General features: G+C 54.2%; 18 protein-coding genes. 9 read left to right on the top strand and 9 right to left on the bottom strand.

The window, feature by feature from the left end; genetic code table 11:
• Window positions 1-72 precede the first annotated feature (72 nt).
• Window positions 73-954 (bottom strand): 5'-methylthioadenosine/S-adenosylhomocysteine nucleosidase, encoded by an 882-nt coding sequence (locus AC1EKS_RS02900; protein WP_481008751.1) that lies wholly within the window; start codon window positions 952-954, stop codon window positions 73-75.
• Window positions 955-968: 14 nt separating this feature from the next.
• A complete protein-coding gene (locus tag AC1EKS_RS02895; protein ID WP_481008750.1) occupies window positions 969-1,430 on the bottom strand; it encodes an S-ribosylhomocysteine lyase in 462 nt (153 codons plus the stop codon).
• 879 nt (window positions 1,431-2,309) lie between these two features.
• Here AC1EKS_RS02895 and nrdH point away from each other — a divergent pair.
• The 3 genes from nrdH to nrdE all read left to right on the top strand — a co-directional run bounded on the left by nrdH (window position 2,310) and on the right by nrdE (window position 5,258).
• Window positions 2,310-2,558, top strand: a complete 249-nt coding sequence (gene nrdH, locus AC1EKS_RS02890; protein ID WP_481008749.1) for a glutaredoxin-like protein NrdH — start codon at window positions 2,310-2,312, stop codon at window positions 2,556-2,558.
• Window positions 2,559-2,703: 145 nt separating this feature from the next.
• Window positions 2,704-3,117, top strand: coding sequence for a class Ib ribonucleoside-diphosphate reductase assembly flavoprotein NrdI (gene nrdI / locus AC1EKS_RS02885; RefSeq protein ID WP_481008748.1), 414 nt, complete (start codon window positions 2,704-2,706; stop codon window positions 3,115-3,117).
• Window positions 3,102-5,258, top strand: a complete 2,157-nt coding sequence (gene nrdE, locus AC1EKS_RS02880; RefSeq protein WP_481008747.1) for a class 1b ribonucleoside-diphosphate reductase subunit alpha — start codon at window positions 3,102-3,104, stop codon at window positions 5,256-5,258. Before nrdI ends, nrdE begins: the two co-directional genes overlap by 16 nt.
• Before the next feature lie 141 nt (window positions 5,259-5,399).
• On the opposite strand, the gene AC1EKS_RS02875 is transcribed toward nrdE, so the two are convergent.
• Window positions 5,400-6,176: an SDR family NAD(P)-dependent oxidoreductase gene (locus AC1EKS_RS02875; protein WP_481008746.1), complete on the bottom strand. Its 777-nt coding sequence runs from the start codon at window positions 6,174-6,176 to the stop codon at window positions 5,400-5,402.
• A 181-nt stretch (window positions 6,177-6,357) separates the two neighbouring features.
• Window positions 6,358-7,332, bottom strand: a complete 975-nt coding sequence (nrdF, locus tag AC1EKS_RS02870; RefSeq protein ID WP_481008745.1) for a class 1b ribonucleoside-diphosphate reductase subunit beta — start codon at window positions 7,330-7,332, stop codon at window positions 6,358-6,360.
• A gap of 119 nt (window positions 7,333-7,451) precedes the next feature.
• Here nrdF and AC1EKS_RS02865 point away from each other — a divergent pair, with 119 nt between their 5' ends.
• Window positions 7,452-9,194, top strand: coding sequence for a P-loop domain-containing protein (locus tag AC1EKS_RS02865; protein ID WP_481008744.1), 1,743 nt, complete (start codon window positions 7,452-7,454; stop codon window positions 9,192-9,194).
• Between the two features lie 543 nt (window positions 9,195-9,737).
• Here AC1EKS_RS02865 and AC1EKS_RS02860 read toward each other — a convergent pair.
• The 3 genes from AC1EKS_RS02860 to AC1EKS_RS02850 all read right to left on the bottom strand — a co-directional run bounded on the left by AC1EKS_RS02860 (window position 9,738) and on the right by AC1EKS_RS02850 (window position 13,591).
• Window positions 9,738-11,225, bottom strand: coding sequence for an amino acid permease (locus AC1EKS_RS02860; protein WP_481008743.1), 1,488 nt, complete (start codon window positions 11,223-11,225; stop codon window positions 9,738-9,740).
• Between the two features lie 381 nt (window positions 11,226-11,606).
• Window positions 11,607-12,086 carry a low molecular weight protein-tyrosine-phosphatase gene (locus AC1EKS_RS02855; protein WP_481008742.1) on the bottom strand — a complete coding sequence of 160 codons (480 nt, stop codon included), beginning with the start codon at window positions 12,084-12,086 and terminating at the stop codon, window positions 11,607-11,609.
• A 65-nt stretch (window positions 12,087-12,151) separates the two neighbouring features.
• Window positions 12,152-13,591 carry a GuaB1 family IMP dehydrogenase-related protein gene (locus AC1EKS_RS02850; protein WP_481008741.1) on the bottom strand — a complete coding sequence of 480 codons (1,440 nt, stop codon included), beginning with the start codon at window positions 13,589-13,591 and terminating at the stop codon, window positions 12,152-12,154.
• Between the two features lie 174 nt (window positions 13,592-13,765).
• Between AC1EKS_RS02850 and AC1EKS_RS02845 the strand changes: the two genes are divergently transcribed.
• Complete coding sequence (locus tag AC1EKS_RS02845; RefSeq protein ID WP_481008740.1) at window positions 13,766-14,296, top strand: phosphoribosyltransferase; 531 nt, start codon at window positions 13,766-13,768, stop codon at window positions 14,294-14,296.
• A 14-nt stretch (window positions 14,297-14,310) separates the two neighbouring features.
• Here the strand turns inward: AC1EKS_RS02845 and AC1EKS_RS02840 are convergent, their stop codons facing one another.
• Complete coding sequence (locus tag AC1EKS_RS02840) at window positions 14,311-14,988, bottom strand: TetR/AcrR family transcriptional regulator (RefSeq protein ID WP_481008739.1); 678 nt, start codon at window positions 14,986-14,988, stop codon at window positions 14,311-14,313.
• 56 nt (window positions 14,989-15,044) lie between these two features.
• On the opposite strand from AC1EKS_RS02840, the gene AC1EKS_RS02835 reads away from it, so the two are divergent.
• From AC1EKS_RS02835 to AC1EKS_RS02825, 3 genes are read left to right on the top strand one after another with little or no spacing between them, the layout of a single operon-like run.
• A complete protein-coding gene (locus AC1EKS_RS02835) occupies window positions 15,045-15,626 on the top strand; it encodes a SprT-like domain-containing protein (RefSeq protein WP_481008738.1) in 582 nt (193 codons plus the stop codon).
• Between the two features lie 27 nt (window positions 15,627-15,653).
• The gene (locus tag AC1EKS_RS02830) at window positions 15,654-18,437 is read left to right on the top strand and encodes an FHA domain-containing protein (protein WP_481008737.1); all 2,784 of its coding nucleotides are present in this window, start codon (window positions 15,654-15,656) and stop codon (window positions 18,435-18,437) included.
• 3 nt (window positions 18,438-18,440) lie between these two features.
• Window positions 18,441-19,844, top strand: a complete 1,404-nt coding sequence (locus AC1EKS_RS02825) for a serine/threonine-protein kinase (RefSeq protein WP_481008736.1) — start codon at window positions 18,441-18,443, stop codon at window positions 19,842-19,844.
• 9 nt (window positions 19,845-19,853) lie between these two features.
• On the opposite strand, the gene hrpA is transcribed toward AC1EKS_RS02825, so the two are convergent.
• Window positions 19,854-24,650, bottom strand: a complete 4,797-nt coding sequence (hrpA, locus tag AC1EKS_RS02820; protein WP_481010198.1) for an ATP-dependent RNA helicase HrpA — start codon at window positions 24,648-24,650, stop codon at window positions 19,854-19,856.
• A 407-nt stretch (window positions 24,651-25,057) separates the two neighbouring features.
• Between hrpA and AC1EKS_RS02815 the strand changes: the two genes are divergently transcribed.
• Window positions 25,058-25,324 carry a hypothetical protein gene (locus AC1EKS_RS02815; protein WP_481008734.1) on the top strand — a complete coding sequence of 89 codons (267 nt, stop codon included), beginning with the start codon at window positions 25,058-25,060 and terminating at the stop codon, window positions 25,322-25,324.
• The last annotated feature ends 5 nt before the right edge of the window (window positions 25,325-25,329 follow it).

Genomic DNA, 25,329 nt, shown 5'->3' with positions numbered 1-25,329 from the left:
AAAGCAGTGCTAATCGGGTGTAAACGGCAGCGAAAATTCTGGTACAAAAACTTAGATACAGCTAGTAAGTATTTAGACGGTGCCGAGTAAACAAATGGTGGCAGCCGCAGCGATTGCCCCACAAACCGCCGCGTTACCGTGGTAGACGTCTTGACCTTGCGGGGAACAGAGATCAGAAACGCAGCGAACCGCCAAGAAAGAAACCTGGGATAAATAGGCGACTTGGGCTGCGGCGGCTGACTCCATTTCTGCAGCTAAAGCCGCCGGAAATGCCGAGCGAACCTCGGAAACATTGGCGTCGGTAATAAAAGAATCGCCAGTAGCGATAGTTCCGCAGCGCGCTGGAATATTTTCTAAGCCGTTTATTAGCGCGTCTTTTTCTCTATTTCCTCCCGCGGCTTCCAAGGAAGCCAGGTTAAGCCTAATCTTTCCCTGGTTCTCGCCAGCCGACTTCCCTGCATCTGGGCTAGGGCGCAAAAGGCTGTGGGTAGCCGAAACTAGTTTCTCACTGCCCGGGTAACTGGCAGGCATCCCCGGTAACTGCCCGGGTGGATACCCGAAGGCAGTCGCATCCACATTATGGAATACGTAGTTGTCGCCGAAAACAACTTCCCCCACCTGGCTATCTGCAGCTAACCCTCCGGCGGTTCCCGAGTAAAGCACTTGCTGGGCTCCCAAAACTTCGATGGAAATAGTGGCGGCGCGGGCAGCGTTCACTATCCCCACCCCGCTTTGTACCCCGAGGACGCGTCCAGGAATCTCCGGCAACTCCAAGGAATAAAAACGCAGCCCCGAAACTTCCCTAACCGGACTGGAAAGTGCTTTTTCGGGGTTAGATGGTTGGTAGGACGTTTGCAAACCGTGTAATAAACATTCCTGAAGCCAAGCACGGCTCACCAAAGGAGCTAGCTCGGTAAGTTCCGCGCAGATAATAACAGTATCGTAGCTGTTCATAACCTATTTATCCCCTAAGCGTAGATCTGATTCCAGCTATCGCGAGCCGCTAAGAACTGCGCAGTGGCTTGCTGCGCTCCTTCCAGACTATGGTGCGCGCCCCAGCCGCATTGCCTCTCATTTGCTGCGGGAACCTGGTCAGCGCGTTGAATATCCTCAAAAGTCAGTGCTAAGAGCTGGGTAAACTCGTCCGGTTCTACCCCTAGCATCAGGGCATAAAAGCCGGTTTGGCAACCCATAGGCGAAAAATCAATCAACTTATCGGTGTGGTTGCGCATCAGTTCCGCAGTTAAATGCTCAATCGAGTGCACCGTGTCCATTTCCAGGTGCTCCCGGTTTGGTTGGCAAAAACGCACATCGTATTTGACCAGTTCATCCCCGCCCGGTAGCCGTTTACGATCCGCCACCCTCACAAAAGGAGCCACCACCTTCGTGTGATCAAGGTTGAAAGATTCCACGTTCATGCGCTCACTCATCGCCTGCTCCTTACTGTGTAGCTGTTCTGGGTACCACCTTATCTACATTCATCCGCGCGTGGGGGGGGCTAGATTGCCGTCATTGCGGGGCTGGGGTGAGCGCGGGGAAAATTTGTCTTCCTGCGATTTCCCGCGCGGAGCCTAGGTTTTTCCGCCTGCCCAAGAATTCGCAAAACGTAGCGACGTTTTCCGAATTCTTATGCCCACCGCACCCACTCGGATAAAACCTAGGCTCCACGCTCGCTGGTACCACACACGTAAACATCTCAGCGGGAACAAGAACTGAGAGATACGCACTGAGCGTGCAGGGGCGGATTTATACCGCAGGGGCGAACAAGAACTCATTACTGAAAGCATCGGATACTCACCTAACAAGTGAACTGCTTAGTATTCTTTTATTTTCAAAGCGCTGGTAATAGAGGTTTCCGTCCGCGGGTCGCGGCCGGTAAAAGATACGAGAGGGGCTTGAGCTGAGCTTTGCGAAGCTCATGGGGTCCCCGGAGTGCTTTTACCGAGCCAGACCCGCTACAGGAGGTAAAATCTGGCCGGGCGCGTGGATCCCTGCGACACGCCGAAGGCAGTTTTTATCCACAATTTTGGTGGAACCGCTCACCAATCGTCTTGAAGGAGAAATTTGCTTAAAAAGCAGGCAGGTGCCGGGTAGCCAGCTAGTAGATTGATTAGGGTTGCTGGGTATCCCCAGAAAAGCGCCATCTTTCCACCGGTTATCCCCAAACACATTATCTTGGGGTGCTGGTGTTAAGTAACTACTAGGTGTAGTGTTTACTTCATCGCCTAAATCTGGCGGCAGAAAAACTACAATGATGTTATTCTTTGAATAGCGCAGACGAAGAAAGCGAAAATAAGGAGCGCAGAAAAATGTCGATCACCGTTTACTCCAAGCCCCGTTGTGTGCAGTGTGATGCGACTAAGCGCGCCTTAAAGAAGCAGGGTATTTCTTACGCGGAAGTTGATATGAGCCAGGACCCGGACGCTCTTGAACACGTCAAGTCCCTGGGCTTCGTGCAGGCTCCGGTAGTGGTAACTGATGCCGATTCCTGGAGCGGGTTCCGTCCAGATAAAATCAAGGGACTAGCAATCGCGGCTCGCGCAGCAGCTACTGCTTAAGGTAACCGCGCCCTCAAGAAATAGAAACAAAAGATACCGCGCGAAGTACCCGGCGCTAAGAAGCGGAGTGCTCCGGCAGCGGTGACAGCGCGTACGCGTGAGAATAGATATTAGCGAAAATTAAGAGCGATAAGGCAGGTCAAAGGTGAGCGATTCGGAACCTCTGCTGGTCTATTTTTCTTCCGCGACTAATAACACCAAGCGTTTTGTAGAGAAACTAGGCTTTCGCAATAAAAGGATTCCCCTGCGTCCTCGCGACCCTTTCCTGTATGTCAACGAGCCCTATGTGATTGTGGTGCCCACCTATGGGGGCGGAAATATTAAGGGCGCCGTTCCCAAGCAGGTAATCAAGTTCTTAAATGAAAAAAGCAACCGCGAACACTGCGTAGGGATTATTGCCAGCGGAAACACCAATTTTGGCAAAGCGTATTGCATTGCCGGCGATATTCTCGCCCAAAAATTGAAAATCCCGTTTATGTACAAGTACGAACTCTTGGGAACCTCCCAGGATGTTGAGATATGCCGTAAAGGACTGAGTGAGTTTTGGCAGAAAATCTAACTGACACCGGAGTGGAAACCGCCCCTTCCCCAGAACTGGACTATCACGCGTTAAACGCCGAATTGAACCTGTATGACAAAGACGGGAAGATCCAGTTTTGGGCCGATAAACAGGCCGCCCGCCAGTATTTCCTCCAGCACGTAAACCAGAACACCGTGTTCTTCCATGACCTGGAAGAAAAGATGAGGTACCTGGTTAGCGAGGGTTACTACGAGCAGGAAGTTCTCGACCAATACCAGTTCCAGTTCGTCAAAGATCTGTTTAAGCAGGCATATGCCTATAAATTCCGTTTCCCCACTTTCCTGGGGGCATTCAAGTATTACACTTCCTACACCTTGAAGACTTTTGACGGTAAACGCTACCTGGAACGTTTCGAAGATCGGGTATGCATGGTGGGTCTTTACCTGGCGCGCGGGGATGAAGAGCTCGCCAAGCGCATAGTAGACGAGATTATGTCTGGGCGTTTCCAGCCGGCCACTCCCACCTTCTTAAATGCGGGTAAGAAAGCACGGGGGGAACTGGTTTCGTGCTTCCTGCTTCGTATCGAAGACAATATGGAGTCGATCGCACGCGGGATTAACTCTGCGCTGCAGCTTTCTAAACGGGGAGGCGGCGTTGCCCTATCGCTCACTAACTTGCGGGAAGCGGGCGCTCCCATTAAGAAGATCGAGAATCAGTCTTCCGGGGTAGTCCCGGTAATGAAACTGCTAGAGGATTCGTTCTCTTACGCCAACCAATTGGGGGCGCGGCAAGGAGCCGGCGCGGTTTATCTAAATGCCCACCACCCCGACATTATGGAATTCTTGGACACTAAGCGGGAAAACGCGGACGAGAAAATCCGGATTAAATCCCTGTCGCTGGGGGTAGTAATCCCCGATATTACTTTCCATTTGGCGCGTAATAAAGAACCCATGTACCTGTTTAGCCCCTACGACGTGGAGCGGGTATATGGCAAACCGATGAGCGATATTTCCATCACCGAGCACTATCGGGAAATGGTAGAGGACGGACGGATCCGCAAGAAGAAGATTGATGCGCGCCGTTTCTTCCAGACCCTGGCGGAGATCCAGTTCGAGTCCGGTTATCCCTATATCGTTTACGAGGACACCGTGAACCGGGCTAACCCGATTAAAGGGCGGATTTCCATGTCGAACCTGTGCTCGGAGATTCTGCAAGTATCGGAAAAGAGCGAGTTCAACGAGGATCTAACCTATGCGACGGTGGGTAAAGATATTTCCTGTAACTTGGCGTCGCTAAATATCGCGAAAACTATGGATTCCCCCGACTTTTCCGCCACTATTGAAACCGCGATTCGCGGTTTGACCAGTGTGTCTGACCTATCTAATATCCGGGCGGTGCCTTCGATCGAGCGAGGCAACCGGATGAGCCACGCCATCGGCTTGGGGCAGATGAACCTGCATGGTTACCTGGCGCGCGAACACGTACACTACGGCAGCGAAGAAGCCCTGGATTTCACCAATATGTATTTCCTGACGGTGGCGTTTGAAGCGATAAAAGCCTCCTGCAAGATTGCCAAAGAACGCGAGGAATGCTTCGAAGGTTTCGAAGATTCCCAGTACTATTCCGGGCAGTATTTTGAAAAATACATTAATGGCGACTGGACTCCCAAGACTGAAAAGTGCCGCCAGCTGCTAGAAAAATCTTCGATTAAGGTGCCGAGTAGCGAAGACTGGAAGAAACTGGCAGAAAAAGTCCGCGAATACGGAATGTATCACCAGAATCTGCAGGCGGTGCCACCAACCGGGTCGATTTCCTATATCAATAACTCCACCTCCTCGATCCACCCGATTGTGTCCAAGATCGAGATTCGTAAAGAAGGAAAGATCGGGCGGGTTTACTATCCGGCGCCCTATATGGATAACGACAACCTGGAGTACTACCAGGATGCCTACGAGATTGGGCCGGAAAAGATTATTGATACCTATGCGGTTGCCACCCAGCACGTAGACCAAGGGCTCAGCCTTACTTTGTTCTACCCGGATACGGTCACTACCCGCGAGGTCAACAAAAACTATATTTATGCCTGGCGCAAGGGGATCAAGACCCTCTACTATATGCGGTTGCGTCAGCACGCCCTGCAAGGAACCGAAGTCGAAGGCTGCGTTTCCTGTATGCTCTAGGCCTCTTGCGGGCTTCCTAGAGGTCGGGCTAGCCCGTTTACCGGGTGGAACCTGCGGGGATCAAACCTGTGCGCGCTTGCGGCCGCGCTGCACGCTATCGCCCGCGGGAGGGCAGAGTCTCGCGAGCGAGCAACGTGCGGTCTACTCCTCAGAGCGGGCTACCAGGGTATTGGTAGCCTGGGCGACTGGGCGGATAATTACCCGGTCAATATTTACGTGGGGAGGACGCGACAGGCACCAGCTGATTAAGTCGGCGACATCCTCGGCGACTAAAGGCTTCGCCACCCCGCGATAGACCTCTTCCGCGGCCTTTTTCGAACCCAAGCGGTTCAGGGAGAACTCCGCAGTTTTCACCATGCCTGGCGCGATTTCGATCACCCGTACCGGCTCGCCTACCAGTTCTTGCCGCAAAGTCAGGGGGATCATCTGTTCGGCGTGCTTAGAGGCTACGTATCCGCCGCCTCCCGGATAGGTATCGAGGGCAGCGGTAGAAGTGACATACAGCAGGTCACCGCCATTTTTGCGTAGCGCCGGCAGAGTAGCTTGGGTGACGTTCAAGGCCGTAACCACGTTGCGCTGGTACATCTGTTCCCAGTCCGTCACTTTGCCCGCGGCCACCGAATCGGTCCCAATCGCCCCGCCCGCGTTATTAACCACTGCGGTTAGCGGGCCGGTTGCTAACAGTTTAGAGACCATTTCATCAACGGCGGCGCGGTCCGTTAAGTCGCAACTATAAAATTCGCAACCAGTTTCTTCCGCCAGTTTTTCCAGGCGGTCACGCCGGCGCGCTACCGCAATCACTGCCCAGCCGCTGGCGCGCAGTTGCCGCACCGTTGCCTCTCCAATACCGGAGGAAGCTCCGGTGACGAGGACGCGAGAAGCGGGACGAGGCTGTGGGTAAGAAGGAATATCACTCATACCTTTACGATAGCCCTATTAAGGAGGCTGTGGGTGGGGGAGTTAAAAGCTAAAACGGTAAATATTTTGACCCGCCTGCCTAACAGGCAAGCGGGTCAAAAAGCAGATTTGAGCTCTTGCATAGGGTTGCTAGGCCACGGTAAGTGAAAACATCCCCGCGTCCTCGCCCATTGAAAGCAACTTAGAAGTCCCAGTCATCATCCTCGGTATCGACGATTTCGCCAATAACGTAGGAAGAACCTGATCCCGAGAAGAAGTCATGGTTTTCATCTGCCGAAGGCGAAAGTGCCGCCAAAATCGCGGGGTTAACATCGGTAGAATCCGCGGGGAATAGTGCCTCGTACCCCAGGTTCATCAGGGCTTTATTAGCGTTGTAACGCAAGAACTTCTTTACATCCTCGGTCAGCCCCAGCGGATCATACAGATCCTCGGTATAGGATTCTTCATTGTCGTACAGCTCTGACAACAGGTCAAAGGTGTAGTCCTTGAGTTCTTCGCGCCGCTCGGGCGAGGACTCATTGACCGCCAACTGGTATTTATAGCCAATGTAGTAACCGTGTACTGCTTCATCGCGAATAATCAGGCGAATCAAATCCGCAGTGTTGGTCAGCTTGGCGTGCGCAGACCAGTACATGGGGGCGTAGAAACCGGAATAGAACAGGAAAGACTCCAGCAGAGTAGACGCGACTTTGCGTTTTTCCGGATCATCCCCCTGATAGTAGTTCATGATGATATGCGCTTTACGCTGCAGATTCTCGTTTTCTTCACTCCAGCGGAACGACTCATTAATCTCGGTCGTAGAAAGCAGGGTGGAGAAAATCGAAGAATACGATTTCGCGTGTACGCTCTCCATAAAGGCGATATTGGTGTAAACCGCCTCCTCGTGGGGGGTGCGGGCATCCGGAATCAGCGAAACCGCGCCCACCGTACCCTGCAGAGTATCCAGCAAGGTCAGGCCGGTAAACACCCGGTTAGTCATCAATTGTTCTTCCGGTTTCAGGGTTTTCCAGGAAGGCAAATCGTTCGACAGCGGGATCTTTTCTGGCAACCAGAAGTTCCCCGTGAGCCGATCCCAAACTTCCTGATCTTTATCGTCCTGGATATCGTTCCAGTTGATTGCCTGGATTGTGTCAACCAGTTTCAGCTTGTCAGTCACGAAAAATCCCTTTCATCCTCAGAAATACCCGTGCAGCCGCCTAGTGGCGCTCGGAAAATGCCTCATGGTACTTAGCTAGTCTACAAGGCGAGTCAGCGTACGGCATAGAATAGGGAACTATGCGGGATGCAGATGAGCTAATTCGGAAAACTAGATCACTAGACGGACGCTCTTATGGCGGCTATAAACAGCTAATCGGACAATGGAGTTTTGGAGATTTTACTTTCTCCATCGACCGCGTACAGTCCGACCCCTTTGCTCCGCCTTCGGCCTGCCGGGTGTTGGTGCCGCTAGCTACTACCGAGATTCCCGCAGAGATTGCAGCTGATGAGTTAGGGCGGATAGCTGCCGGCGATTTTTTGGCGCGGCGGGCCCGCAAAATTTTCGGGGCGCGGCGTTCGGGTGGGAAATCTGAAGCGCAGCTGCGGATCGCGCCGGTCGGGCAAGAAATTCTGCCCCGCTCCTCGGTAACCTTGAGTTCGGAAGGGCTGGAACTGCGGGTGCAAGTACCTTTCCCCGCGGCGGGGCGGCGAATTTTAGGGCGTAACTTTGCCCGCTTCTTGGACTATGACCTGTGCGAACTGGTCTATAAAACCGTATGTTTCGGTGAGGACGACGGCCCGAAATTAGACGACCTTACTCATCATATGCACACGCTGAAAGATCATGTGGCCCTGCAAAAGATTCTTAGTGAGCGCGGGTGGGTGGCCTTCGTGGCTGATGGGGCACTGCTGGCTCGGGCCTCCGGGATCAGTGATTTACCGATGAAAGGTGCGGTTCCTTTCCAGCTGCCGACGGTATTAGGTCAGGACACTCCCTCGCCTCTAGTTCAAAGCGTAGAGCTGCCCCATGCGGGGAAAATATCGGGAATGGCGATCCCTAAAGGAATCACTGTGATTGTGGGCGGCGGCTATCACGGAAAATCCACGCTGCTAGAAGCTTTAGAGCGCGCGGTGTACCCCCATATTCCGGGGGATGGACGCGAATTAGTCGCCACTTTGCCCGATGCGATAAAAGTGCGCGCCGAGGACGGACGGGCGATAACTGCCTCTGATATTTCCCTATTCATAGGTTCTTTGCCCGGCGGGGCTGACACCACGGAGTTCTTTACCGAAAATGCCTCAGGCTCAACTTCGCAGGCCGCGGCGATTACCGAGGCGATTGAGTGCGGCTCGCAGGCGCTGCTGATTGACGAAGACACCTCCGCCACTAACCTGTTGCTGCGCGATAGCCGGATGCGGCAGCTGGTGCGCAGCGAACCGATTATTCCCCTAATTGACCGGGTGGGAGGCATCCGGGACCAATTGGGAGTATCCACCATTATGGTGATGGGAGGTTCGGGCGATTTCCTGGATCTAGCGGATCAAGTGCTGCTGCTAGAAAACTATTTGCCCTACGATGCCACCGCTAAGGCGCACGAGGTGAGCAGCTCCGATAGCGCCGCCAGCAGCGCGGGTAGTGAAGCTGCTCCCTGGCCGGATCCGGCAGTGAGGAAGCGCTTGCTTTTAGCCTGCCCGCCTCCTGCCTCGGGGCGGCGCGAAAAAACTCGCGCCGAAGGTACCGCCACTTTACGCTTGAACCGCGAAGAAATCGATATTTCCGCCCTCGCCCAAGTAGTTGATCCCGGGCAAGCAGAAGCCATTGCTTATGCCATCCGCGCTTTGGCCACTGACGCCACCGGCAAAGAAAGCATTGCGGATGCGTGTGCCCGCTTCGACGCCAAGTTCGCGTCCTCTGCTTGGGATGCCTTCGCTGCCGGTCGTTATCCGGCCTTCCTGGCGGCACCCCGCCTCCAAGACATTTTCGCGGCGCTTTGTCGCTATCGCCACCTAAAAGCCCACTCAGTCCAAGTCTCCCGTTAATTCCCCCGCAGATGTCGGGTCGCGGTCGGTAAAAGCACTCATGCTGCGAGGGAGTAGGTTCTCTCTTTTTCCCCAGCGATGCGAACCTGTGGCTAGTTCAGCGCGGGGGCTAGGTTTTTCCTCCCGCCCAAGAATTCGCAAAACGTAGCGACGTTTTCCGAATTCTTATGCCCACCGCACCCACTCGGATAAAACCTAGCGCCCGCGCAAGGGTTGCGGCTGGTGCGGGAATTCCGTGAGGTACGCACGGAGCGCGCAGGGGCGGATTTATGACGCAGGACAAACAGGAACTCATCATTGAAGGCATCGGATACTCACCTAACAAGTGAACTGCTTTGTATTGTTTTATTTTCAAAGCGCTGGCGATAGGACTCCCCGTGCATAAGGGTCGGGTGGTAAAAGATGCGAGAGGGGGCTTGAGCCGAGCGAAGCGAGGGTCACTGGGGTCCCCCGAGCGCTTTTACCGACCGACCTGAAACGAGGCGCTACCTAGGCTCCGCGCGGGAAACTGCAAGCGGAAGGATCTAGAATCTGTGGGTCCGGTTATTTGGTGCGGTGTTGACGGGCGGCTGCTAGTTCCCGGCGGCGACGGTCAGCAAACTCGGCGCGGATTTTCGCGTTGTGGGGACTGCGGCTTGCCAGGAACGATAGCCCAGCGGTGATAGCAATCCACAGCAGGCTGGACAACATGGCGAACCGCGTTGCGGGATCGAGGGCAAGGACTAATACCATCGCCACAATAAAGACACTGATTACCGCGATAGAAAAATATCCGCCCGGCATGGCAAATATCGATTCTTCATGCTTTTGCGGCAGGCGACGGCGAAACTCTACGTAGGAGGCCACGATCATGGCCCACACGAACATAAATAGCACCGAGGCCACCGAAGTTACCAGGGTAAACGCTTCCATTACCGTGCCGCCTACTGCCATCAGAGCAATGGAGGTAAGCAAGAACAGGCAGGTAACAATCAGGGCATTTAAGGGTACGGAGCGGCGGGAAAGCTTCCGGAAGATCTTTGGGGCATCACTGCGCAGTGCCATGGCGTACATCATTCGGGAGGTGGAATAAACTCCCGAGTTGCACGACGAGGCCGCCGAAGTCATTACCACTAGGTTCACTAGCGAGGCCGCAAATACCAGCCCCACCAGCGAGAATAGTCCCACGAAGGGGGAGGATTCGGGGTCTAGAGAATCCCAAGGAGTCACCGACATGATCGCCGCCAACGCCAAAACATAAAACAGCAATACCCGCAGGGGAATCGAGTTAATGGCCTTGGGAAGAGATTTTTCGGGGTCCTTGGTTTCGGCGGCAGTGGTACCTACCAGTTCGATCCCTACGAAACTAAAGATTGCCAGCTGGAATCCCCCTAGGAATCCCCAAAAACCATTCGGGAAAAACCCAGAGCCGGTAACCCCCGGATGCGACCAGAGATTAGTAATGGTTGCGCGCTGACCATCGGGGGAGGTAAACCCGATAATCACCATTACCGCCCCGCAGCAGATCAAAGCAATAATGGCGATGATTTTTATCATCGAGAACCAAAACTCGGTTTCCCCGAAAGCTTTCACCGTGAGGGCGTTGAGGAAAAACAATAGGGCCACGGTAGCAATCGCGGGAATCCAGCGCGGCAGATCAGGCCACCAAAAGTTGAAGTATCCGGCAATCGCGATCACTTCGGCAGTCCCGGTAACTATCCAACACAGCCAATATGTCCAGCCCACTACGAAACCGGCGCCTGGCCCCAGCAGGTCAGTAATGAAATCGGCGAAGGTGCCATACTTGTGATCAGAAACCAGTAGTTCCCCCATGCACCGCATTACCAGGTATAACACTGCCCCAATAATGGCGTAAACCAGCAGTACTGAAGGGCCCGCTAGGTGAATAGTGCGCCCGGACCCCATAAACAGTCCGGTGCCAATCGCCCCACCGATCGCGATTAACTGGATATGCCGATTCGAAAGGTTGCGTTGCAACCCTCCCGAATGCTTATTGATAATGTCCTCAACCTCGACTGGTTTTTTCGGCATTGGCGTTCCCTTATCGATCACTTTTCGTTTCCTCGATTTTAAGCGCTAAACCTCAAATCTAAGCAAACCGCACCTATGTGCGCGTGATTAGCTTTTCCTCCGGTATTGGGTCTGGCTCGGTAAAAGCCCTCGCTAGGGACATAGTTGGTACGAGACTCACGCGAGGTACGCAACTAGCGTGCAGGGGCGGATTTATGCCGCAGGGTAGGCTTCGGGCACTAAATCCGTGAAAATGCCAGAGCATTTTCCGGATTTCGGGGCGCGAGGCAAAATCCGCCCCTGTGCGCGGACGTCTACAGGGGAGAAAACCTGACCCCGCGTTTATGCGAGTGCGCGCGGAGACAAGTCTCTATCGAGGTTGAGGACATTTAGTGAGAAGGGTTAGGAGAGCTCGGAGAGGACTTCTAGGAGTACTGGGGTTACCCGCTCGATAACTTCGATGGTGTCGGCGAATTCGCGCTCGCCTCCATACCAGGGATCGGGAACTTCCAGATCGTCCGAGCTGGCCTCGGGATCAAACTCCCGGTAGAGGTGGACTTTGCTTTCATCGGCTCCCCAACGCTGTGCTAGGCGGGTGAGGGCACGCTTATGACCGCTGGTCATGGCCAGAAGTAGATCGAAATCCTGGAAATCATTGCGATTAATCTGACGGGCGTAGTGGTCGGGAACCAACCACCCGCGCTCTTCCAGGATATGTACGGCGCGATAATCCGGGGGGTTGCCGTGTTCTTCATCGGAAACGCCCACTGAATCGAAAATTAGATTATCTAGTAGCTCTTCTTCAGCCTTTTGGGCGGCAACCGCCTGCGCCATCACTGAACGGCAGATATTGCCGGTACATACGAACAATACCCGGGTCAAGGTGATTCCTTTCGCTAGTCAGTTATTGGGTGTCTGATTGGGTAACCGCTTACCTAGAAGCGTTTTTACCAGGAGCTTTCTACGGGGGCGCCCTCTTTATATCCGGCGGCGCTTTGAATTCCGACAACTGCTTTTTCCCGGAATTCTGCCTGATTAGCCGCTCCTGCGTAGGTGAAAGAGGAACGCACTCCTGCCAGGATCTGGTCGATTAGGTTCTCCACCCCGGGACGGACGGGATCCAGATACATCCGGGAAGTAGAAATTCCTTCCTCAAATAGTTCTTTACGGGCGCGTTCAAAACCACGGGAAGTGGCGTTGCGGTTACGAACTGCCCGGCGGGAAGCCATCCCAAAGTTTTCCTTATAGGGTCGTCCATCCGCGTCTCGCACAATATCGCCAGGTGATTCGTGGGTACCAGCGAACCAGGAACCGACCATTACGTTAGAGGCTCCGGCCGCTAGCGCTAAGGCCACGTCTCGCGGATGACGTACGCCACCGTCAGCCCACACGGATTTCCCGAGTTCATGGGCGCGGCTGGCACATTCGAGCACCGCCGAGAACTGGGGGCGACCAACACCGGTAGCCATCCGGGTGGTACACATTGCGCCCGGTCCAATTCCTACTTTCAAAATATCGGCTCCCGCTGCGGCCAGTTCAGATACCGCGTCTGCGGTGACCACGTTTCCGGCCACGATCGGTACTTCCACTCCGGTAGCCCGTACTGCCTGCAAAGCCCGGATGGTTCTGTCTTGATAACCGTGCGCGGTATCGACTACCAGCACATCTACGCCTGCTGCCACCAGCTGACAGGCGCGGCTAGCCACGTCACCGTTAATTCCGACTGCCGCCGCTACCCGCAGTTTGCCGTTCCGGTCGGTGTTCGGGGTGTAGATAGAGGAACGTACTGCCCCGGGGGCGGTCATTACCCCCACTAGGCGTCCCTCTGAATCGACTACCGCCCCGAGGCCTAGGTGTTCTTCGGCTAACTGGCGGTAGGCATCCTCGGGACCTATCCCTTCCGGCAAGAGCAGGGTATGGGTATCCATTACCGTGTGGAGCTGCGCAAAGTGATCCACCCCGGCCAATGCCGACTCGGGAACTACCCCGATGGGGCGGTTTTCCTCATCTGTAACTAGTACCGCGCGGTGGGATCGCTTAGAAATCAGGGAAAGCGCCGCCGCTACCGTGTCGTGGGGACCTAGTACCACCGGAGTGTCATAGACGGTGTGACAGGCTTTAACCTCGGCCACGGTTTTCGCGATGATGTCGCCGGGAACGTCTTGAGGCAGGGTGACCAGGCCTCCGCGGCGAGAAACTGTTTCCGCCATGCGCTTACCGGCAACCGCCGTCATATTCGCGACGATGATGGGTACCGTGGTGCCGGTGCCGTCGTCAGAAGATAAGTCCACGTCGAAGCGGGAAGCGATTCCCGAACGTGAGGGAACCATAAACACGTCGTCATAGGTCAGCTCATAAGGCGCTGACATTCCATTTAAAAAGCGCACGGCTACCCAGCTTAGTGCAAAGAAAGCAAAAGGGGGAGGGGTTTAAGCCTGGCAGCAGATTGTTGCGGGTGAACACGCACTATTTTCCCAGGTGGAGGCGGTGGGGGAGATAGATAAAAGAAAAAGCTCTTTCCCAGTCAAAAAAAGTTCACTAAAAATAGCTAGGCTAGTTCTATGGCAGATACTAAAGATCGGGAAGTGCTCACCTGGCAAGGTTTTGGGGACGCAACTCGGCAAATTGCGCAGAATATCGTAGATTCCGGGTGGATGCCGGAGTTAGTGGTGGCGGTAGCTCGTGGCGGGTTGTTGCCTGCCGGCGCTCTCTCTTACGCGCTAGGGCTCAAAGCAATCGGCACCATGAACGTAGAGTTCTACACCGATATTGAAGAAACCTTGCCCGAGCCAGTCTTGATTCCCCCGCTGATGGATGTTTCGGCTCTGTCCGGTAAGAGAGTACTGGTAGTAGATGACGTTGCCGATTCCGGGAAAACTTTAGAGCTAGTAATGCGGCTGATTCGCGAACGCGGGATTCCTTCTGGGCAAGAGGGCGAGCGGGTAACGGTTTCTGAAGCGAGAAGCGCCTGTATCTATGTAAAGTCCCGGTCGATTATTAAACCCGACTACGTACTTAAGCACACCGATAAGTGGATTAATTTCCCCTGGTCGACGCTACCTCCGGTTACCGCAGAGGGTTTGGGGCACTAGGGGCGCTGCCGGGCCTATTCGCTGGTAACCATGCCGGCGAGGCAACGCGGGAGGGCGACTTCCAAGAAGTGACTGGAGGGGCGCACAACTTGTCCGGAAGCAACCCCACCGGAACGGTTTACCAGGTCTGCTTGCCAGAGGGCAACCACCACAAAAGCACAGTCGAGAGGATCGACGAGTAGCCGCAAACCCTGGGTACGTAGGCAGCCGGTGATTATTTCCGCCAATTGCTTTTCAAGTACCAGTATTTCTTTGCGTAAAAACGGTAAAAATTCCCGGTTGCGTGCCGCATAGACCCGTAATTCGGTCAGCGTTAACACGAAATCTCGCTCAAACAGCATGGTGGAGGAGATGGTTTCACTTATCAGGGGCCAGTGGGTAGTTAAGAAGCTACCTTCTAAGGCTGCGGATCCGATGGGTAATTTCTGGTTAATAAGGGTTTGTGCCCGAGATAGTTGTTTGGATACCTGTGTGAATTCGCCGCGGACGTATTGGCGTAAAAATTCGGAAAAGTCGGGGAAGTTAGAGTAAAAGGCGCCGCGGGAGAAACCGGCCGCCTCGCATAGGGTTTTCACCCCGGTTTTCCCTAGTCCCTCTTTGGCGAACAGTTCCCGGGCGGCAGCGAATAGTTTTTGCCGGGTGACTTCACGCCGCGCAGAGACCGTTGGCGCTACTTGGGGTGAGGTTGTCATTTACGAGTTTGCCTCCGCTAGGATTCATGGGGAACAGCCCTAGTTTATGTTTTTAAATGCATTTATTGAAAGTAGGCGAGTTGGACGAGGTATTAGACCTGGCACGTCGCACTCTAGATGCGTGCGGACTGCAGGATTGGGAAGTGAGCTGCGATCATGCTCGCCGCCGTGCCGGAGCCTGCCATTTTGGGGATAAACGGATTAGTTTTTCCCGCTATCTGCTACCGCTATATGATGCTGCTGCCGCTCGGGAAGTAGTTTTACACGAGGTGGCGCACGCCCAGGTGGGGCCGCGGGCGGGCCATGGAAAACGGTGGCAGCAAGCTATTAAAGCTCTAGGAGGAAGTGGCGAGCGGACAGTATCCCCGGATGCGCCCTCCCTGCCCGCCCCCTGGATAGGGGTCTGTAAAGCCGGGCACCGCGTTGAGCGTTTCCGTACCCCTACCCGGGTGCTAGCCTGCTCTGAATGCTCTCGTGATTTCAAAGTAGAAAATATTTTTACTTGGACATACCGGGGAGGACCTCCACCCCACCACCCCGCCTATCTGCGGGAACTTCGCAAAATTGAGCGTATGAACCAGGCTAAACCATTCAGATGCAACTTTTCGCCGCTCAAGTCCGTAAACTTGAAAAAGTAAAGTTTAGGATTTCACTAAAGAGGACACATGGGCAAGCAGCTATTGGTGAAGTGGGGAGGAAAAGCGCTTGCCCTCTCTTCTGGCCAGACCATTGTGGTGGGTCGGGACAAATCTGCAGGGTTGAGGATACAAGATCCCTTAGTCTCCCGTAGCCATCTAAAAATTTCCTCCCTGAATGGGCGATGGACAGTTACCGATCTTAAATCAACTAACGGGGTATACATCGGCGGGCAAAGATTACGCCCCGGCGCGGAATATCTATTAGAAGGAACCGGACAGCTCCATCTGGGGATGCAAGCATCGGCTCCGGTAATTACCTATCAAGAGCAAATGGTGGGCAACAATCTGAAAAAGGGTGCCGCTCCAGCGGTGTCTTTACGACCGGCTTCGGCTCTGCCGCCGCGAGTTGCCACCCCCAAAGGGGTGGAGAAGATTCCGCCTCCGCCGCCGGTAGCGATACCACAAACCGCCGCTAATACTCCCTCTCGGTCTCTATCTCGTTCCGATATGCTCGTTCCTCGCGGGTGGACAACTTTGGGTGTCGGTAAAAAACTGCCCCGCCCCGCCCCGGCCCGGCTTCCCACTAATTTGGGTAGAACGGATAACCGGGAAATAGTGGGTGCCGGTAACGAAATTCCGATTCCCGCTCCGGGACAGATTTTCCATATCGGCCGTGGTGCTGACAACGAAGTTGTGCTGCCCGATCCGTTGGTTTCCTCCCATCACGCTGTGATTTCGACCAGTTATGGGGGGTTAACAGTTACTGATCTGGGGTCAACTAACGGAGTATTCATTAACGGATTCCGGGTACGTACTGCGCGGATTCATCCGGGTGATGTACTCACCGTGGGGAGGATTTCGCTACGATTACAGGAAAATAAGCTGGTCAGAGTGGGGATAGTGGCTGAGGGTCCCCGCCACGACACCCTGATTGTGGACAACATGTCTTTCCAGGTGCCCACGACCGCGAGTGAACGACAAAAGGGGGCGGGGGCGAAAAAGGCTATTTTAGACCAGGTATCTTTTGCGGTTCCAAAAGATTCTTTGTTGGCGGTAATTGGGCCTTCGGGAGCGGGGAAATCGACACTCCTTAACTGCATGATGGGTAAGCTTAAACCGCAAAAGGGCGCCACCTATTTTGAAGGTTTGGAGATGAGCCAATATGCCTCGGCGCTTTCAGAGCGGATTTCTGCAGTTCCCCAAGATGATTTATTGCATCTGGATTTGACCGGGCGAAAAGTTTTAGATTACGCAGCTAAACTGCGCTTTCCGGATAATACTCCCGCCAAGGTTCGCGAGGAAGCGGTGCAGAGAGCCATTAATCAGCTTGATCTGCAAGCGCATGCAGATACGAAAGTAAAACGGATGTCGGGAGGGCAACGCAAACGGGTATCGACGGCAATGGAACTTTTAGATGAACCCGATTTGCTGTTCTTGGATGAGCCCACTTCGGGGCTGGATCCTAATCTGGATCGAGAAGTAATGGGGCTTTTAGCTAAACTGGCGCACGGCCAAAACGGGCAACCAGGACGTACCGTGGTAGTTATTACCCATTCAACTGCCAATCTGCATATGGCGGATAATGTTTTACTGCTAGCTCCCGGGGGGAAAGTGGCTTACTTTGGTCCGCCGGCGGGAATCAAAGGGTTTTTTGCTCCCCTGGGGGTGAAGGATTTTCCGGAAATCTACGATTTACTTTCGCAGGCTCCCGACCAGATGCAAGCCATGTTTGCCTCCTCGGGACGGCTGAATCTCCATGATATAAGGAGGTCGCTAACGCTCGCCGGAGTTCATGCGGGCAGTAAGGCGGCTCCGGCGCAAAAACAATTGATTAACCCCAAAAAGCATTCTCTACTTAGGCAAAGTCGCACCTTGTTCTCCCGCCAAATGCGACTGATGATGGCCGATCCGCTGGTAGTGATTTTTACGGTGGCCCTACCGCTAGTGATGGCGGTTTTGTCTCTAGTCGTTCCCGGCAAAACCGGGTTCGTGGGCAGCACGGATACCGAGGGAATTAAATCGCCAGGAATGCTGCTGGTAATCGTGATCTTTGGGGCGGTGCTGATGGGGCTGGTTCCCGCGATTAGAGAACTGGTGCGCGAGCGCGCTATTTTCCGCCGGGAATCAGCGGTGGGATTGCGTCTTGGGGCCTACCTGCTATCAAAAATCATCAGCCTCGGGCTTTCGGCAGTGGTGCAGGCGGGAATTCTCACGCTGGTAATCACTTTAATAAATCGAGTTCCTCATAGAGGGGTGGCGCTGCCTTTCCGTTGGGAACTTTTCCTGGCCTGTTTGCTGGCCACCTTGTCGGCGTCCTCTTTAGGATTGTTCTTTTCTGCTTTAGTGCGCAGCGCGGAACAAACTACTCCGGTGATGATTGTGCTGCTCATGGTGCAGCTGGTGATGTGTGGGGGCGTTATCGATTTTGCGGATTCTAGCGCGGGACACGTGGTATCTTCCGCGGTTTCCTCGCAATGGGCTTATTCAGCTGGTGCTGCCTCGGTCGATTTGAATCGTATTCACCGACAGTCAGCCATAGATGCACAACAAAAACAGGACAAAACCTATGCGGACAATAAAGCTAAGATTGATCGACGTAACCAGGATGCTAAACAGCAGGCTGAGACCTTAGGACAAGCGCCTCCCCAGGCGGAGACCTTAGAGAAACCAGAGCCCATCACTATTCCGGAAAAGCATCAGCGATGGAAACCGGATAAAGGAAGATGGCTCTCTAACCTGGGGATCTTAATCGGTTTTTACGGTATATTTGCGGTCTTAACCACCGTTCCACTGTCGAGATCCAGGAGATAGAACGTGAGTGAGCATCTCGAACCAGATCCGCGAACGCTCGGCAACGAGGCCGGCTATAGGTCCCCCTCGATGCCAGCCGTAAACCAAGGCGGCTCCACTGTTTCGCAAATCCCGTTTCATATCGCCGGTTATCGTCTGCTCAAAGCCCTAGGTTCGGGCACCATGGGGGAAGTGTGGAAGGTCGCGGATTCGCGGGGGAACCTTTATGCCGCCAAAATTTTGCGTTCTAACTTGGCGATTAAACCCGGGATTGTGCAGCGTTTTCGGATGGAGAAAGACCTGGTTACCGGGGTGCGTCACCAAAACATTGTGGAAGTTTATGATCTGGTACAAACTCCGGAGTACATGGCAATCATTATGGAATATACCGATGGCGGGGATTTGGGGGAGCTGCTAAAAAAGCGGGGTACGCTGCTGCCTTTAGATGCCGTCTACTATTGCATGGGGATTGCCGCTGGTCTTTCCCCGATTCATCACGCCGGGATTGTGCATCGCGATTTGAAGCCCTCCAATATTTTGCTGAAACGGCAAGCGGGCTACCTGGTGCCAAAAATCGCGGATTTCGGTTTAGCCAGGTGGATTGATCCCCGCTACGAAATTCAGACCACTAAACGCTCGGGGACGCCCTACTATATGGCTCCCGAAATGATTGAAGGCAAAGGAGTCAGTTCTAAAACCGATATTTATTCCCTGGGAGTGATCCTTTATGAATTGCTCTGCGGAATCACCCCTTTTAGAGGCTCGGTAGGGGAAGTTTTAAACCATCAGTTCTACGATATGCCGGGAATGCTGCCCGGAATTCCTGGCCCCCTGTGGAATGTGATTACCCAAATGCTGGCGAAAGAGACTTCAGTTCGCCCCAGCGCTGCCCAGACCTACGCCCTCTTAAAGTCAGTAGTTGACCAGGTGCGCACCCTCGATGCTCTGCCAATTTTAAAGGAGCCCCCACCGCCGCAACCGCTGGAGGAGGTAGTGAGGGTTGCCCCAGCGGATGCTAAGACTTCCTTGTCGTCGGCAAAACCGATTATTCCCGCGCACGATGAGGCCGAAACCCAGTCGGGGCAGACTGCTCGCGGGCAGGTGGAACCGGCGGCCCCCGTTTGGCATCCGGTAGCTTTACCGCCAGCGATTATGGTTAATACTGAGGAGGCTATCGGGGCGGGAACTGGATCTCCTGGGGCCTTTTCGCCGCCGCGGGAGCGGGAGGGGTCTGCAAATGAGCAAACTTTAGGAGCCTGGGAAAACAGTTCAGATTTTATCGAGCATTCGTCGAGTGCTTCTCCCCGCCTGGGGGCGCCGAGTCCGCGCTCGAGTGTAGCTAAAGAAATCTTAGGGGGAGTGGCGATCGGCTTAGGGATCGGCGCCCTAATCACCCTGGTCGCGGCCACTATTTTACTGTTGCTTTAAGAGAGTCGCTTAAAGATGGGTATCCTTTAGTAGCTTACTCAGGCGCTTGAGGGATACCCGCTCCCGCGTACCCAAGGGCTGGGCAAATAGTGAAACCCGCAGCTCTTCTAGCAGCCAGCACCCATGGATGAGGGTGGATACGGCGGCAGGATCTGCGGTTAGGTCTTCTCGGTTTTCCAGGTTTTCGCGCGCGCCTTCCCAGATTGCTAAAGCCTGTTCTTCCTGGTGGTTCCCCTTGTTTTGCCCCTGGCTCGCCTTTTGAAGACGGGTAACGATTGCCTTCAGGTAACGCCCTAAATCTGCAGCTCCCTCGCATAAATCCCAGAGGAAACCCGGGTAGATTAGCTGCGATAGCTGGGAGCGCACCTGGGTAACTTCCGCTAAAGCGCTGAGAGGGAAATGTCCAGCTAGCGCGGCTGATATTTCTCGATAGCTGGCTCCAACCTCTCCAATTTCGCGGGCGAGGGCGTAAACCTCGTCCTCGAAACGGTCCCGGAAATCTGCTGCTAACTGCTGTAATGCTGAAGCATCGCGTACCTGCCAGGTATCGACTTGGGCTTTTTTAAGGCAACGCCAAGTGGCTACCAGCTGCAGATCTGCAAGTAAATCCGCTTTTTCGTAGGGCAGTGCCGCCAGATTTAAGGCTAAATGCGCTGGCCAACGGGTGGAAATCCGTCCAGGCGGCAGGCAGAGCTGGGAGCAAAGCAAACAGGTAACCCCAAAGTGGTGGGAGCGTTGAGCTTGCGGCAAGTTTCCAAAGCGCGCTACTCGCACCGGGAAAGTGGGGGAAGCGGAATTCTGCTGACTGCGGTTCTCGCTGTTCGTTTGGGCGGAAGGCGGGTTTTCGTAGCGGTTTTTTTGCGGACCCGAAAGCAGTGATAATCCGAAGGGACGGGGAAGGCGCTGTGGCAGTAAGCCCGGGAAGGCCTTACCAGGTACCCCGCCAGCAGCAGTGGTTATCTCAGCAGGTAAAACTGCCGCTTTTTCTCGTATTTGTGGCCAAGTGGGAGAAAAATCTGTTTCCGGAAAACGTTGGCCGCCGGCTTTATTAGCTGCGTCGCGGCTCCGAGTCCTTTTCGAAGGTGTCGAGTTTTTCTTTCCGCTTTCGGCTTTGCTCACCTGCGAAAGCGCGTCGCGGATTACTTGCTTGCGGGCTGCGCGTCCTTTCTTTCCGTAACGCTTTTGCAGTTTTTCGAGGTCGCGAGAATATATCTGTTCCTTCCCCACCCGCAGCGCAAAGCGAATCCGTAAATGCGCGGGCAAAGCCGTGACCGCCTGGGAAAAGTCTTGCGCGGTTACCTCTACGGCGCGCAGTTGGTCGAGAGCCGCGATAAACAGCGAAGCCAGCGGACGCAAGGGGGCGGTTTGCTTCTTCTTTGGCGAAACTTCCTTTAGACCGTGATGGCCAGGATGTTTAGAGGTATCCGCCGCTGCGGTTGTAGTGGCTTGGGGAGTCCCTGTCCTCGATAAGTCCCCGTTTTCTCCCTGTTCTGCGCTCTCCGAAGGGTCCGGATCGGCGTTCTTCGCGCTGTCTTCATTCCCCGGGACTTTAGGCTGATTTTCACTGGTAGACGCGTTATTTTTACTTTTCTCAATCCCTGCCCAAGCAGCTAAACGCCCCAAAGATGCCTGCAGCGCTTCCTCTTGCTTAATCTGTACCGGGGTAGGCTCGCGGCTTTCGGCAGCGCCAGCAGGAGCCGCGGGATTAGCCAGTTCGCGCTCAATCCACGCGCTGACTTCCGCAGCCACCTGGGGGGCAGGCACTAGCTGGCGGCGCACCGTTTTCGGTAATGCCCGGATTAGCGCGGTGAACAGCTCTGGCCACAGTCCCGGGACTGTCCATTGAAACTCTTGCGGATTAAGGTAGGGCAACTGCTCCAAGCTAACCTGGCAGGTGATCCCATCTTCTTCCTTCCCCGGGGCGAAGTGATACTGCAGGGGCAAACTAAAATCTGCCCCTATCCAGCGATCGGGGAACCCGGCGCGAGACAGCCGAGTAAGTTTGCCCGCCAAATCGGTTCTGCCCCCAATCGAATGATCCGCGGCTTTACCACTGGAATAGTTGCGGGGCGCTTTTTGGGTGGCAGCGGGGGTGAGCACCACGTCCTCGGGGTAATCCAAAACATGGGGGTCATCTTGACGTTTAAACCAGGCCGCGAAAGTTCCCGGATTGGTTACTTCCTTGCCCAAGCGCTGCGCAAAGAAAGCCGCCAAAGCTTCCTCACCGGCCACCATTCCCGCCTGGCGGGTGCGTTGCTCAACTTCCCGGGCGCGCTCCAGCATCTTTTCATTGCGTTTCAGGAAGGGATAGTTCAAGGGGGCATCCCCTCTGACCAGGGCATTAGCAATAAAGAAGGCACGCGCCCACTCCCGGGCGGTTTGCGGGGTCTGCTCGCCAGGCAGATCCAGCTTATTTGCCGCAGGCGATAGCGTCGGCATCGGTTTATTTCCCAGCCGAGACAGAGGCACCGGCACCTCCGCGGCAATCGTAAGCCCGTAGAGGGTGACCCGTTCCGGCACTAGCGCAGTGCCTTTCCTACTCGACCAATACGGCTCCCCATAGGAGCGTTTCACCAGGTGTTTTCCGGCATGAATAATCCAATCGGGGTTAACCCGGGCCACGTTGCGGGCAAAAAGCCGGGAGGTTTCTACCAGTTCGGCAGCCATTACCCAATCGAATGTGCGGTTAGAGAGCCCCGAGCCTGGCCAAATCGTAAACCGGGCGCCGCGCGGAGCCAGGTACTGTTTGGCGCGCTGGTCCCAGTTCCCAATCCCGGAAAGCATCCCTACCAGCAGAGAACGGTGAATAGCATCCGTGTCAGAATATTTCGAGGTGAGGTTTTTGCAGGCCGCAATCAGTTCGCGAAATTCCGGATCTGGCTGATAGCTCGAGCGGGATGGTTTCGCCAAGGGGCGGGCGCTAATTCCCAGTTCTTTTAATAGTTGCCGCAGCTGGTTAGTAAGATCTTGCCATTCGCGAGTACGCAGGTAATGCAGAAATTCGCGCTGACATATTTTCCGGAAGGCGCTCCCGGATAGATCACGGGATTGGGTGCGCAGGTAGCGCCAAAGATTCAGATAAGTCAGGAAATCGGAACTGGAATCCAAAAAACGGGAATGAGCTTGATCGGCGGCTTCCTGGTGTTCTAGCGGGCGCAGGCGCACATCTTGCATTGAAAGCGCCGAAACTATTACTAGCGCCTCTGATACGCAGCCGCGCCGGTCAGCCTCTATCAGCATCCGGGCTAGACGAGGATCAATCGGCAACTTCGCTAGTCGTTTCCCCAGTTTGGTGAGGCGGTAACCCGCTGAGTTTTCGTCTCGCTCGGAAAGGGCACCCAGTTCGTAAAGCAACTGTTCCCCGTCACGGACTTGCCTAGGATCGGGGGCGTCGATAAAGGGAAAATCGGCCACTTTCCCTAGGTTTAACGAGGCCATCGCCAAAATCACTGCCGCCAAGGAGGTGCGTAAAATTTCTGGTTCGGTAAAACGGGGACGCTCCAGGAAATTTTCTTCCGAATACAGTCGGATACAAATCCCGTCGCTAATCCGTCCGCAACGCCCCGCCCGCTGGCGGGCGCTAGCTTGAGAGACTTCTTCAATCGGCAGGCGCTGCACTTTGGTGCGTTGGGAATAGCGAGAAATCCGCGCCAGACCGGGATCGATTACGTATTTTATGCCGGGCACAGTTAGCGAAGTTTCCGCCACATTGGTGGCCAGCACTATCCGCGGATAAGGATGGGGGGCGAATACTCGTTGCTGTTCTGCCGGGGATAGCCGTGCAAATAGCGGCAGGATTTCTACTGCGCCTGGAGCGGTTGAGCGCTCCCCGGCGCGCACGTATCGGGAACCTAAATGCGCGGCGAGGGCGGCTTCGGTGTCCCGAATATCTCGCTCACCTGGCAAAAACACCAAAATATCGCCGGGTCCGCAAGCAAAGAGTTCATCAACTGCCTGGCAGATTCCCTCGGTCTGGTCTTTTATTTCACCGCGGGTGGCTCCTTCTTTCTGTTGGTGCGGGAGGTGCTTACGGTTTTCTTCGAAGGATTCCTCATCGCCCTCTGCGTCCTCATCCGTGCTATCGGAGCCATCCAGGGGGCGGTAGCGCACTTGAACCGGGTAGGTGCGCCCGGAAACCTCAATAATCGGGACTGGGGAACCGGGGCGGGAAAAATGCTCGGCAAAGCGCTGGGAATCAATAGTTGCCGAGGTGATAATAACTTTCAGATCGGGGCGGCGGGGCAGCAAGCGCGCCAAATACCCCAAAATGAAATCAATATTGAGGGAGCGTTCGTGGGCTTCATCCACGATGATAGTGTCATAGCGTTTCAGCAGGGGATCGGTGCGGATTTCCGCTAGTAAAATCCCGTCCGTCATTAACTTGACCATGGTTTTGCCGGACACCACGTCGGTGAATCGCACCTGGAAACCGATGGTTTTTCCCAGGTCTTCTCCCAGCTCGTGGGCTATCCGGGTAGCCACTGAGCGGGCAGCTATCCGGCGCGGCTGCGTGTGTCCGATTAAAGCTCCGCGTCCTCTGCCTAGCTGTAAACAAATTTTGGGCAGTTGCGTAGTTTTCCCGGAACCAGTTTCCCCGGAAACTACTACCACTTGGTGGTTGGCGATGGCTTCGGCGATTTCTTGCCGCCGCGCACTAACCGGAAGTTCCTCGGGGTAGGAGATAGTAGCGGGCGCATTATTTAAGGCTTTTGCGCGGTTACGGGCAGGACGGTTACTCTTTTCGCGCGGTTTTTCGCGTCGCTTAGCCCGCTGATCCGGCTCGCTAGCTGCCTGTTGCCCGCTCATCGCCCTCCCTTACCGCTGTAAAGCCAGTCTAACAATCCACAAGGCGAGGGTAATTTTCTGCTTCTGATTATTTTGCGAATCACTCGCTATTTCAGCGCGGGAAGAGTTTGATTCCAAGGAGTTGGAGGGGAGCGAAGCCTGGTAATAATCAGCAGATATTTAAAGACTGCATGCGTCCATAAGGCATGTTCTGGCTCACAGTAAAATAATTTTTAAAAATTAGCGTTAACTTATTAATGAATATCAGTTAAATTGTTCCAGTTGGTAGAATTTTAAATTAATATAAAGGTACTTTAGTCCCGCATTGGGGCTCAGTAGTTTTGCCTTTATGAAAATATGAAAAGATTCTAAAATAAAATATCATAAAAATCCTTGCGAGGCGCTAGGTGCTCTTGTAAACTTAGTTCGTGGCATGGCTGCAAAGGCCGGCTTGTAAAGTACGTAAAGGTGCGTACGAGCCTCACCGCCTCCGGGGCGGGGAATTGCGACTAAATAAAAGAGTTTTGGACTATTGCCGTCTGAAACTTTTTACTTTTCAATATGTAATTGAAAATCTAAAAATTGGTCTTTTAAATGGTAATTTCCATTATTTAATAGATCAAAATATTTTCTTCAGCGTCGAAGAAAAAAGGGTTTTATTCCGACCCTATCAATACCAATTTCCTCAGGGATAACTTGA

This window comes from Varibaculum sp. C0165D1 (assembly GCF_056590355.1).
The sequence above is the reverse complement of the archived record's forward strand: the minus strand, read 5'-3'. Positions and strand labels throughout refer to the sequence as shown.